Here is an 11,857-nt window from a genome sequence, read left to right as displayed (position 1 = left end):
CTCGTCTCCTTTACGCCTTCTCGGCTTTTTCGACCTTCACGAGGAACGACTTGAACTCCGGTGTCTGCGAGTTCCCGTCGCCCACGGAAGGCGTCAGTGTGTTGACGAGATAGCCCGGCTGCGTGAGGCCCTTGAAGCCCCAATGCAGCGGCAGGCCGACGGTATGCACCTTCTTGCCCTCCACGTTCAATGGCTTGATGCGCTTGGTGACGAGCGCCACCGCGACGATATGCCCGCGATTGCTCGATACCTTCACGCGCTCGCCCGCCACGACGCCCACTTCCTTTGCGTGTTCCTCGCCGATTTCCACGAACTGCTGCGGCTGCACGATGGCGTTGAGTCGCGCGTGCTTGGTCCAGTAGTGGAAGTGCTCGGTCAGGCGATAGGTCGTTGCCGTGTCCGGGAACTTGTCGGCGGTGCCGAGCGCCGCGCGGTCATCCGGGAAGATGCGCGCGGCTGGATTGCTCACCACGGCCTTGTTGTCCGGGAAGAACGGGTTATAGCCGAGCGGCGTCTCGAACGGTTCGTAATGCACCGGGAACGGTCCTTCGTTCATGCCGTCGCGCGCGAAGAAACGCGCCACGCCCTCCGGATTCATGATGAACGGATTCATGCCGTTCTCCGGGGGCTCGTCGGCCTTGAAATCGGGAATGTCCGGTCCGGTCCACGCCTTGCCGTTCCATGCGATCAGCTTGCGCGTCGGGTCGAAAGGCTTGCCGCTCACATCGCATGACGCGCGGTTGTAGAGCACACGGCGATTCGCCGGCCACGCCCACGCCCAGCCGAGCGTTTGACCGATGCCCGTCGGGTCCGAGTTGTCGCGCCGGCCCATCTGATTGCCCGCTTGCGTCCACGATCCGCAGAAGATCCAGCAACCGCTCGCCGTCGAGCCATCGTCACGCAAAAGCGCGAAGCTCGACAACTGCTCGCCCTTCTTCGCCAGCACCTTCGTCTTGTCGGTGGGATCGGCGACATCCGCGAGCGCGCGGCCGTTGAACTCCATCGCGATCTCTTCGGGCGTCGGACTTTCCGGGTCCGCATAAGGCCAGGTCATGTTGAGGATAGGATCGGGATACTTGCCGCCCTTTTCCTTATAGGCCTGCCGAATGCGCAGCCACAGCCCCGACATGATCTCCAGGTCGCTCTTCGCTTCGCCCGGAGCGACCGCGCCCTGCCAATGCCATTGCAGCACGCGGCTCGAACTCACGAGCGAGCCGCGCTCTTCCGCGAAACACGTGGTCGGCAGACGGAAGACTTCAGTCTGAATCTTCGAGGCGTCGACATCGTTGAACTCGCCGTGGTTCTTCCAGAACTCGGAAGTCTCGGTGGCGAGCGGGTCCATGATGACGAGCCACTTCAGCTTCGACAGTCCAAGCCCGATCTTCGCCTTGTTCGGCGCGGCCGCGAGCGGATTGAAACCCTGCGCGATATAGCCGTTCATCTTGCCCTGCGCCATCAGCTCGAATACCTGGAGCATGTCGTAGGACTTGTCGAGCTTCGGCAGATAGTCGAAGCCGAAGTTGTTCTCGGCGGTCGCGTTGTCGCCCCACCATGACTTCATGAAGCTCACATGGAACGCGCGATAGTTCTTCCAGTAGCTCAACTGATTCGGCCGCAAGGGCTGCGTCGCGCGCTTCTTGATGAACTCGTCGAAGTCCTGCTCGCCTTCCATCGGCAAGGTCATATAGCCGGGCAGCAGATTCGACATCAGGCCGAGATCGGTCAGGCCTTGAATGTTCGAGTGCCCCCGCAGCGCGTTCATGCCGCCGCCCGCCATGCCGATGTTGCCAAGCAGAAGTTGCACCATCGCGCCGGTGCGGATCATCTGCGCGCCAACCGAGTGATGCGTCCAGCCGAGCGCATACAGAATGGTTCCCGCGCGATTCGGAGCGGCGGTCGTGGCAAGCATCTCGCAGACCTTGAGGAACTTGTCGGTCGGCGTGCCGCAGACCTTCGTCACCATCTCGGGCGTATAGGTCGAGAAATGCTGCTTGAGCAGGTTGTAGACACAGCGCGGATGCTGCAAGGTCGGATCGACCTTGACGAAGCCATCGTCGCCGCGTTCGTAGTCCCAGCTCGACTTGTCGTAGTTGCGCTTCTCGGCGTTATAGCCCGAGAACTCGCCGTCCTTGAACGCGAAGTCCTCGCGCACGATAAAGGACATGTCCGTGTAGTTGCGGACGTACTCGTGCTGAATCTTGTCGTTGGTGAGCAGGTAATTGATGATGCCGCCCAGGAACGCGATGTCGCTTCCCGTGCGAATCGGCGCATATAAATCCGCCACCGATGCGGTGCGCGTAAAGCGCGGATCGACCACGATGAGACGCGTCTTGCGATGCGCCTTCGCCTCGGTCACCCACTTGAAACCGCACGGATGCGCCTCGGCTGCGTTGCCGCCCATTACCAGAATCACGTCCGCGTTCTTGATGTCGACCCAATGGTTCGTCATCGCTCCACGGCCAAACGTCGGGGCAAGACCTGCCACCGTCGGGCCATGTCAGACACGCGCCTGATTGTCGAATGCGAGCATGCCCAGGCTGCGGGCAGTTTTATGCGTCAGATAGCCGACTTCGTTGCTGCCCGCCGACGCCGCGAGCATGCCCGTGGTCAGCCAGCGATTCACCTTCTTGCCGTCCGCCGTGGTCTCGACGAAATTCGCGTCGCGATCTTCCTTCATCAGTTTGGCGATACGGTCGAGCGCGTCTTCCCACGAGATGCGCTTCCATTCGTCCGATCCCGGCGCGCGATACTCGGGATGCATGAGGCGGCTGGGACTATGAATGAAGTCGATGAGCGATGCACCCTTCGGGCACAGCGTGCCGCGATTGACGGGATGGTCGGGGTCGCCTTCGATATGGATGATGCTGGCCTTCGCATTCTTGGCGTTGTCGCCGAGGCCGTACATGAGGATGCCGCATCCGACTGAGCAGTACGGGCAGGTATTACGCGTTTCCGTGGTACGCGACAGCTTGTACTGACGAACTTCGGCGAGCGCAGGTGCCGGAGAGAAGCCTAGCGCCGCCAGGCTCGATCCGGCGAGCGTGCTCGCTGAAACCTTCAGGAACTGTCGCCGTGACATTTGCAGCATTTTAGTGCCTCGGCGTTTTGTAATGTGGGTGGCGAAATTATAGGGCGCGCTGTCCTATTTCGCTGGCGAACACGGCACTTTCGACTCGATGCGAAGCCTCGTTGTGGCGTTGCGCCGACGCGCGTTCAAGAGCCAAACGTTGCACCCAGTCACGTCGACTTACGGTTGGACTGGAATAGTTCCTGCTCTCCTTCGTTCGAGTTTGGTCAGTCCGTTCATCGTATCCAGAGGTCCGCCATGAGTTCCGTATCCACACAGAAGATCGAAGCCGTCGTCAAAAAGGACGCCTCCTGGGTGCTCGGCGCGCTCAAGAAATTTTCAGAGGATCGCTGCGCCGCGATGGCCGCGAGTATCGCCTTCTATTCTGCGTTTTCGCTTGCGCCGACGCTCGTCATGGTGATCGCCGTGGCCGGTTGGGTGTTTGGCGCCGAAGCCGCGCGCGGTCAGCTCTTTCATCAGGTCAACGGGCTGCTCGGCGATCAGGGCGCGGCGGGCGTGCAGAGTATTGTCGAGAATGCGCATCGCAGCGGCGGGACGGGCATCGCGGCGGTCATCTCGTTCGCGCTGCTCGCGATCGGGGCGTCGGCGACGTTTTCATCCCTCAATACGGCGCTCAATCTTGTATGGCCGCTCACGGGCGATCAGCGCTCGAGCGTCTTTGCGATGGTGCGCGTGCGGCTCATCTCGTTTGGACTCGTGCTCGGCGTGGCGTTTCTCCTGATCGTCTCGCTGGTGCTGGACACCGCGATCCAGGCCGTCGGCATGTGGCTCTGGGGCGACTCGCCGTTCGTGATCATCGGCGATATCGTTCAATTGGTCGCCGGTCTCGCCATTCTGACCGTCGCGTTCGGCGCGCTGCTCAAATTTCTCCCCGATGCCCCCGTGCAGTGGCGCGACGCGCTCGTCGGCGGGCTCGTCGCGGCGCTGCTGTTCTCGGCGGGCAAGAAACTGTTCGCGCTCTATTTGACGCACGCAGGCACGGCCAGCGCGTTCGGCGCGGCCGGATCGCTCGCGGTTCTGCTCATGTGGCTGTATTTTTCGGCGGCCGTGTTGTTGCTCGGCGCGGAGTTCTCGGCGGCGCGCGCGCGTCTGCACGATCCGCGCGGCGCGTGGGGCCAGCAAAACATGGGACGCGTGCCGCCGGGCAGCCGCGCCAAGATCGGTTCGATGCTCGCGGCTTCCACGCGCACGGGCATGCCCGCGGCGGCATCCGCATCGGCGGCGGCGACGGAGGCATCGAGCACAGCGCCAGTCGTATCGCCCGCCAGCGCTCGGAACGATGCGCCCGTGCCCACGAGCGCCCGGCGTGCCATCGGCGCGCGCGCTCAACACACACAGTTGTTGACGGGACAGGCGCGCAAGAAGGTATCGGCGGTGGCGAAGGCGCTGGAGATATCGCGCAAGATCGCGCGCGTCGAGAGCACCGCGACGCGCGCCACGGCGATGGCCATGCTGGGCGCGGGTCGCAAGGCATCGACCGCCAATGCCGCAGTGAAGCGGCACCCGTGGCGCTCGGTGTTTTTCGCGGCAAGCGCGGGAATGGCAGTCGCGTTGCTTACACGCCGCGGCTCCGCGCCTCGGGAAAACGACGACCTGCAAAGCTGATCCGCATTTCCTTTTCGCCTTCCACGAACGCCGCGCCTCTAGGGCGCGGCGTTTTTTGTTGCCTCGGTGAAAGGAAAATACCCGCTCGCGGCTGCGGTTTGTTAATCGGATTGATGGTAATCGCGCGCCATTGGAATATCCTAGAATTGAGCGCGGAACTAATTTCAAGATAGCCTGTCACCCGCAACCCGTTCAAAACAAACAGAAATCCCCCTTTTTGAGACCACGTTAGAAACTGTGTCTTTTACGAGACAGTAAATTTTTTTCGTTTCTTAAGATTCGAAACGTTGCGTTATTCTCTGCGCCGGCAACAACGATATTTAACAATCGCGTGGAGAATTCGATGAAACGATTCGCACTGACGTCCCTCTCGCTGGCGCTGCTCGGCGCAGCTGGCGCGGCACAGGCACAAACGAGCGTGACGCTGTATGGCGTGATCGACGCTGGTCTCGGTTATGTGAGCAACGCCAACGCAAATGGCGACCACCTGTACGGCATGATCAACGGCAATCTGTCCGGCGATCGCTGGGGCCTGAAGGGTCAAGAAGATCTGGGCGGCGGTCTGAAGGCGATTTTCCAGTTGGAAAGCGGCTTTGACATCGGCACCGGCCGTCTCGGCCAAGGTGGCCGCGAGTTCGGTCGTCAAGCATTCGTCGGTTTGTCGGGCAATCAGTGGGGTACGGTCACCCTGGGTCGCCAATACGATCCGCTGGTTGACATGGTCCAAGGCATCACGGCCGACAACTACTGGGGCGCAATCTTCGCAACGCCGGGCGACGTCGACAACTACGACAACTCGCTGCGCGTGAGCAACGCCGTCAAGTACGTTTCGCCGAACTACGCGGGCTTCCAGGTCGAAGGCCTGTACGGCTTCTCGGGTCTGGCAGGCGCAACGGGCCAAGGTCAAACCTGGTCGGGCGCTGCAACATATAACAACGGTCCCCTGGCAGTCGCCGGCGGCTACTTCTACGCTAACAACCCGAACGCCGGCCGCATTCCGCCGACGGGCGCAAGCACGTGGAACAGCACGACGTCGGACGCACTGTTCGACGGCCCGATCAACAACGCATACGCATCGGCGCACGCAATCGGTATCGCTCGCGGCGCTGTTCAGTACACGATCGGCGCGTTCACGGTCGGCGGTTCGTACAGCAATGCACAGTTCAAGGCAGACGGTGGTTCGCGCTTCGGCTCGGAACACTTCAACGTCGGCAACGGTTTCGTGAACTTCCAGGCAACCCCGGCGCTGCTGCTTGGCGTGGGCTACACCTACACGAAGTCGGGCGGCGACACGTCGGCCAAGTACCACCAGGCCAGCCTGGGTGCGGACTACTCGCTGTCGAAGCGCACGGACTTCTACGCGGTTGCGGCTTACCAGCACGCAAGCGGCGATCAGCGCGACGGCACGACGGGCGGCATCAACTCGGCGCAAGCCTCGATCGGTTCCTACGGCTACGACAGCGGCAGCAGCCATCAGGAAATCGTCATCATCGGCGTGCGTCACAAGTTCTAAGAACAAGCGGATGGCCCGGTACGCGAGTACCGCGCCACACGATAGAGCAGCACACCTCGACAGCCACCGGTTTTCCGGTGGCTGTTTTTTCTTGTGCGAAGCCTTTGTCCCACACTCCGAGCCAGCGTGAACCGCAACAAATTGTGCCGACGGGCTTCATCGACGCGCGCGCATAAAGCACAATCGTTCGGATAACCAAGCATCCGGGGAGATTCGTTCATGCTGTCGCGCCAATTCGCCGCTGTCTCGTGTTTCGCTTGGCTTGTCTTGCTCGGCGCCTGCCGTTTCGCGCCTGTGCCAGCCGCATCCCGTAACGCTTTGCCAATGATCGTCGCGCATCGCGGCGGCGCGGCGGACGCGCCTGAAAACACCCTGCTCGCCATTGAGACCGCGCTCGCGAATCACGCGGATGCGATCTGGCTCACCGTGCAACTCACGCGCGATGGCGTCCCGGTGCTCTATCGTCCGGCCGATCTCTCCGCAAACACAAATGGCACGGGCACTGTCGCCAGCCACGAATTCGCCGCGTTGCGAAGCCTGAACGCGGGCTGGAACTTCACGCAGACGGATGCGAACGGCGAGAAGCAGTATCCGTATCGCGCGCGGCCGTTGCCTATTCCCTCGCTCGCCGAGGCATTGCGGGCCATTCCATCGTCCACGACGGTCATACTCGACATGAAAGCGCTGCCCGCCGAAACGCAGGCAAGCGCCGTCGCCCGCGTGCTGAGCGAGGAAAGCGCGTGGCCGCGCGTGCTGATCTATTCGACGGATGCCGCCTACCAGGCGGCGTTTGCGCCTTATCGCGAAGCGCGTCTTTTCGAATCGCGCGATGCGACGCGTGAGCGCTTGGCGCAAGTCGCGCTGGAGCACGAGTGCCGAAAGCCGCCGCCCGAAGGCGCATGGACGGCGTTCGAATACAGGAGAAAGATGGATTTGGTCGAGACGTTCACGCTTGGCGAAGCGCGCTCCGCCGTGGATGCGCGACTCTGGACGCCGCAGGCGGTCAGTTGCTTCAAGACGAACGGCAAGGTCCGGATTCTGGCGATCGGGGTCGACCAGGCGGAGGATTATCGCGCCGCCGCGTGTCTTGGAATGGACGCCGTGCTGGCCGATTCGCCGCGCCGAGCATACGCGAGCAAGACAAGCCTCGCCGAGCCGCTGCAGTGCCCTGCAAACGCGCCCTGAAGGATTCTTGAAGGTCTACTGCTGCGGCGCGTTGCCGTTTGAATCCACGTCCTCGGCGAGCGTCTGCGCCGGCGCTTCACCAGAACTTGGCAGATCGCCAATGACGAGCCGCGGCACGATCGTGCGCGACTCGCGCGGACGCAGCGGCACGTTGGCCAGATCGGTCCACGAAGGGTTCGGAATCTCGCCGAAAATCTGCCGCAGGCGCTCGCCCCACGTGCGGTGGATCATCTGGTAATACGCGCTGTCGTTGTCGAGCGAGGCGAAACGCGTCACGCGCAACGCGTCTTTCTCGTAGACCAGCAAGTCGAGCGGCAAGCCCACCGAGAGATTCGAACGCAGCGTCGAATCCATGGAGATAAGCGCGCATTTCGCGACTTCGTCGAGATCCGTGGACGGCGTAATGACGCGGTCGATGATCGGCTTGCCGTATTTCGACTCGCCAATCTGAAAATAAGGCGAAACGCGCGTCGATTCTATGAAGTTACCCGCTGCATAAACCATGAAAAGGCGCGGCGGCTGGCCGTGTATCTGACCGCCGAGAATGAAGCTGCAGTTGAAATCGACGCTGAATTCCGCGAGCGAAAGCGCGTCGCGCCGATGCACTTCGCGCACCGCGTCGCCGACGATGCGCGCGGCTTCCGCCATGGTGGCGACGCTATAAAGCGTGGGCGCGTCCGGGTCCGCGGGTTCGGCGAGCATGTGCGTCACCGCTTGCGTGAGCGCGAGGTTACCGGCCGCGAGCAGCACGATCACCCGGTCTCCCGGCTGTTCGAAAACAGTCATTTTGCGGGCGGCGCTTACGTGGTCCACACCGGCATTCGTGCGCGTATCGGAAAGGAACACGAGGCCCTCGTCCACACACATACCCACGCAATAAGTCATGTCGATCAATCCTGAAGCCAAACAAAACGCTATTGTACTGACGCTGCCCGCGCATCGCATTCGCGCTGCGTTTTTTCGCTGAATCGCATAAATGCGGCAGTAAAGGCATTAAACTGATTAACGGCACTTATCCGCGCTGCTTGAGAGCGTCACCAGCGCGCACTTCCAGCACCTTATTCATGCACGATCTCACGGACGACCTCGATGAATTCGCAGCGGACACGCTGCTCGCAGGCCTCGCGCGTCCCATCGTGTTCGTCGACCTGGAAACCACCGGCAGCAATCCGACGGTGGATCGCATCACCGAAATCGGCGTCATAGAAGTGAGCAAGGCGGGCATCGAACGCTATAGCGTGCTCGTCGATCCGGGCATGCCGGTGCCCCCGTTCATCTCGCGTCTGACGGGCATCGAGGACAGCATGGTGCGCGGTCAGCCCACTTTCGAATCGCTCGCGCAGGCGCTTGCCGAGCGTCTCCAGGGCAAGCTTTTCGTCGCGCATAACGCGCGCTTCGACTACGGCTTCCTCAAGAACGAGTTCCGTCGCGCGGGCATTGCGTTTCGCGCGGACACGCTGTGCACGGTGCGCTTGTCGCGCTCGCTCTTTCCATCGGTCGAACGTCATGGGCTCGATGCGCTCATCGCGCGCTTCAATCTCGCGCCTGAAGGACGTCACCGCGCGCTCGCCGATGCCGACCTCCTCTGGCAGTTCTGGCAGAAGATTCACGCGCTCTATTCGCAAGAACTCGTCGATGCCGCCGTGAAAGCGCTCGTCAGGCGCGCGAGCCTGCCCGCCGCGTTGCCCGAAGGCGCGCTCGACGCGTTGCCTGCCACGCCCGGCGTCTATCTCTTCCACGGCGCGGACGACCTCACGCTCTACGTCGGCAAGAGCGTGAATCTGAAGCAGCGTGTGAGCGCGCATTTCGCGGGGGATCATCGGTTGGCGAAGGATTTGTCGATATCGCAGGCCATCCGCAGAATCGAATACCGCGAGACCGTGGGCGAACTCGGCGCGCTGTTGCTCGAAGCGAAGCTCGTGAAGGACTTGCAGCCGCTGCATAACCGGCTGCTCAAGCGCGCGTCGGCGGCGTGCGCGTGGCAATGGCTGCCGGGCGCGCCTGCGCCCGTGCTGCTGCGCGCGAGCAAGCGCGATCTGTCGCGCGAGGCGCATCTCTTCGGCGTGTTCGAATCGCGCGCCAAGGCGCATGCGTATCTGCGCCATCTCGCCGATGAACATCGACTCTGCCACGCCACGCTCGGCCTGGAAAAAGCGGGACCGGCGCGCGGTTGCTTCGGCTATCAGGTGAAGCGCTGTCTCGGTTCATGCGCGGGCGCGGAGCCGTTCGCGGACCATGCGGCGCGTGCGCTCGAAGCGCTCGGCAATGCGCGCCTCGTGCGCTGGCCGCATGAAGGCGCCATCGCGATCAGCGAACGCGATGCATCGACGAATCGCGAGGCGTGGCATGTCATCGATCGATGGTGCTATCTCGGCACATGCGCCGCGCGCGATGAAATTGCATCGTTGCTTGCCAGTGCGCCGGAGATACGTCCGTTCGACCCGGATGTGTACGCGCTGATCGCGAAACGCCTGTCGGCCGGTCAGTTCGAATGGATCGCGTGCGATGCGCGACCTGCGTTCAGTCTCGTCGCGCAGATCGCGCAAATCGTGGCGGCGCCGATGAAGACGCCGGCGCCGACCCAAACGAAGACGAAGCGCATGAAGACGCGTTACGTCGAAGATCAATTCGCATTGGGTTTCTGACGCGAAGACGGCGCCCTAACGACACGGCGCGATCGAGCGTCCTACTCAAGCCAACCCGCCGTTCGCCCGCAATACCTGCGCGTTGACCCATCCCGCATCCTTGCCGACGAGAAACGCAACCACCGACGCGATATCTTCCGGCTGGCCGAGCCGCTCAAGCGGCGGCATCTTCGAAAAGTTCGCGATCTGTTCGTCGGTCTTGCCATCGAGAAAGAGCGAAGTCGCAACCGGCCCCGGCGCCACCGCATTCACGGTAATGCTTCGTCCGCGCAACTCCTTCGCGAAGACATGCGTGAACGCTTCGACGGCCGCTTTCGTGGCGTTGTAAATGGCGTATCCCGGCATGTTGAGCGCGAGCGTCGTGCTCGAAAAATTGACGATACGCCCGCCTTCGTTCAAACGCTTCGCCGCCTCGCGCAGCGTGTTGAACGTGCCGCGCACATTGATGTTGAAAGTCTGGTCGTAGAGCGCGTCGCTCGTGTCGGCGAGCGGCGTGGCCTTGAGCACGCCTGCGTTGTTGATGAGCGCATCGACGGGGCCGAGTTGCGCTTCGACCGCATCGAACATGCGTCGCACGTCGTCGGCGCTAGCCACGTCCGCCTTTACCGCGAGCGCGCGGCTTCCCGCGGCTTCCAGTTCCGCGACGAGCGCGTCCGCTTCCTTCGCGCTCGATGCATAGTTCACCGCTACCGCAAAACCTTCCTGCGCGAGACGTCTCGCAATCTGCGCGCCAATTCCGCGCGATGCGCCCGTGACGATGGCAACCTTGTTCGCGTGCGATTGATTCATGGTTCGCTCCTGATGTTCGTTGATCGATGAGCGCCATGATGGATCATTTCGTTTTCGCGATCATCGCTTGCGGATTAGTATCATCGTTCCAGTTGCCTCAACAATCTCAGACCTCGAACTTCAGCCGACATGGACCGCTTTCAGGAAATGCAGGTGTTCGTGCGCATTGCCGAGCGCCACAGCTTCACGCAAGCCGCCGACGACTTGCAGATGCCGCGCGCAACCGTCACCAATCTGATGAAGCGCCTGGAAGAACGGCTCGGTGCGCGCCTGCTCGAACGCACGACACGCACCGTGCGCCTCACGCCCGATGGCGACGCGCATTATCGCCGTTGCGTGCGGCTTATCGCGGACATGGAGGAAGCGGAAGGTTCGTTCAGGCATGCGGAGCCGAAGGGCTTGCTGCGCGTCAACCTGCAAGGAACGCTTGCACGCCATTTCATCGTGCCTGGGTTGCCGGCGTTTCTCGAACGCTATCCGCAGATCGAACTGCATGTAGGCGAAGACGACCGCTTCGTCGATCTCGTGCGTGAAGGCGTGGATTGCGTGTTGCGCGCGGGCACCCTGCAGGACTCGTCGATGATCGCAAAACGCGTCGCCACGCTCGAACAAGTGACGGTGGCGAGTCCCACTTATCTCGCGCGAATGGGCACGCCTGAAGATATCGATTCGCTTGCGGCGCATCGCGCGGTGAATTATGTATCGAGTGCGAGCGGGCGCAATGTTGCCCTTGAATTCGAAATGGCCGACGGCGTGCAAAGCATAGAACTGCCGGGCGCGATTTCCGTTACCGGCGTCGAGCTATATACGCAAGCTGCGCTCGCGGGACTCGGTATTGTGCAAGTGCCGCGTTATCGCATAGAAAGCGAACTCGCCGATGGCAGGCTGCAATGCGTGTTACCTGATTTGATTGTTCCGCCCATGCCGGTATCGCTGCTTTATCCGCATGCGAGGCAGCTTTCAGCGCGCGTACGGGTTTTCGTGGACTGGTTGAGCGATATCTTTGCGAAAGCCGACGTTTGAAATCAAAGC

Annotated in this window: 8 protein-coding genes; 5 read left to right on the top strand and 3 right to left on the bottom strand. The window is 62.0% G+C overall.

The window, feature by feature from the left end; genetic code table 11:
• Positions 1–10 precede the first annotated feature (10 nt).
• On the bottom strand, positions 11–3,088 hold the full coding sequence (fdnG, locus tag NCR40_RS15250; protein WP_250509866.1) for a formate dehydrogenase-N subunit alpha: 3,078 nt from the start codon (positions 3,086–3,088) through the stop codon (positions 11–13).
• A 237-nt stretch (positions 3,089–3,325) separates the two neighbouring features.
• Between fdnG and NCR40_RS15245 the strand changes: the two genes are divergently transcribed.
• From NCR40_RS15245 to NCR40_RS15235, 3 genes are all read left to right on the top strand, one after another.
• The gene (locus NCR40_RS15245; RefSeq protein WP_250509865.1) at positions 3,326–4,693 is read left to right on the top strand and encodes a YihY/virulence factor BrkB family protein; all 1,368 of its coding nucleotides are present in this window, start codon (positions 3,326–3,328) and stop codon (positions 4,691–4,693) included.
• Positions 4,694–5,036: 343 nt separating this feature from the next.
• Complete coding sequence (locus NCR40_RS15240; protein ID WP_244828696.1) at positions 5,037–6,206, top strand: porin; 1,170 nt, start codon at positions 5,037–5,039, stop codon at positions 6,204–6,206.
• Positions 6,207–6,425: 219 nt separating this feature from the next.
• Positions 6,426–7,391, top strand: a complete 966-nt coding sequence (locus NCR40_RS15235) for a glycerophosphodiester phosphodiesterase family protein (RefSeq protein WP_502800986.1) — start codon at positions 6,426–6,428, stop codon at positions 7,389–7,391.
• A gap of 15 nt (positions 7,392–7,406) precedes the next feature.
• On the opposite strand, the gene NCR40_RS15230 is transcribed toward NCR40_RS15235, so the two are convergent.
• Complete coding sequence (locus NCR40_RS15230; protein WP_244828698.1) at positions 7,407–8,276, bottom strand: proteasome-type protease; 870 nt, start codon at positions 8,274–8,276, stop codon at positions 7,407–7,409.
• A gap of 179 nt (positions 8,277–8,455) precedes the next feature.
• On the opposite strand from NCR40_RS15230, the gene NCR40_RS15225 reads away from it, so the two are divergent.
• Positions 8,456–10,036 (top strand): 3'-5' exonuclease family protein, encoded by a 1,581-nt coding sequence (locus tag NCR40_RS15225; RefSeq protein WP_250509864.1) that lies wholly within the window; start codon positions 8,456–8,458, stop codon positions 10,034–10,036.
• Between the two features lie 45 nt (positions 10,037–10,081).
• Here NCR40_RS15225 and NCR40_RS15220 read toward each other — a convergent pair whose 3' ends face one another.
• A complete protein-coding gene (locus NCR40_RS15220) occupies positions 10,082–10,825 on the bottom strand; it encodes an SDR family oxidoreductase (protein WP_250493170.1) in 744 nt (247 codons plus the stop codon).
• Between the two features lie 129 nt (positions 10,826–10,954).
• Here NCR40_RS15220 and NCR40_RS15215 point away from each other — a divergent pair, with 129 nt between their 5' ends.
• Positions 10,955–11,848, top strand: coding sequence for a LysR family transcriptional regulator (locus NCR40_RS15215; protein WP_250466591.1), 894 nt, complete (start codon positions 10,955–10,957; stop codon positions 11,846–11,848).
• The last annotated feature ends 9 nt before the right edge of the window (positions 11,849–11,857 follow it).

The organism is Caballeronia sp. GACF4, from assembly GCF_023631025.1.
Classification (GTDB): Bacteria; Pseudomonadota; Gammaproteobacteria; order Burkholderiales; family Burkholderiaceae; genus Caballeronia.
Note: the sequence above shows the minus strand (reverse complement) of the source record. Positions and strands in the feature narration are given on the sequence as shown.

Excerpts from the sequence above, each read along its gene's own strand:
- NCR40_RS15235 (WP_502800986.1), top strand. The coding sequence starts at position 6,426 with ATGCTGTCGCGCCAATTCGCCGCTGTCTCGTGTTTCGCTTGGCTTGTC.
- NCR40_RS15220 (WP_250493170.1), bottom strand. The coding sequence starts at position 10,825 with ATGAATCAATCGCACGCGAACAAGGTTGCCATCGTCACGGGCGCATCG.
- NCR40_RS15240 (WP_244828696.1), top strand. The coding sequence starts at position 5,037 with ATGAAACGATTCGCACTGACGTCCCTCTCGCTGGCGCTGCTCGGCGCA.
- NCR40_RS15245 (WP_250509865.1), top strand. The coding sequence starts at position 3,326 with ATGAGTTCCGTATCCACACAGAAGATCGAAGCCGTCGTCAAAAAGGAC.
- NCR40_RS15230 (WP_244828698.1), bottom strand. The coding sequence starts at position 8,276 with ATGACTTATTGCGTGGGTATGTGTGTGGACGAGGGCCTCGTGTTCCTT.
- NCR40_RS15215 (WP_250466591.1), top strand. The coding sequence starts at position 10,955 with ATGGACCGCTTTCAGGAAATGCAGGTGTTCGTGCGCATTGCCGAGCGC.
- NCR40_RS15225 (WP_250509864.1), top strand. The coding sequence starts at position 8,456 with ATGCACGATCTCACGGACGACCTCGATGAATTCGCAGCGGACACGCTG.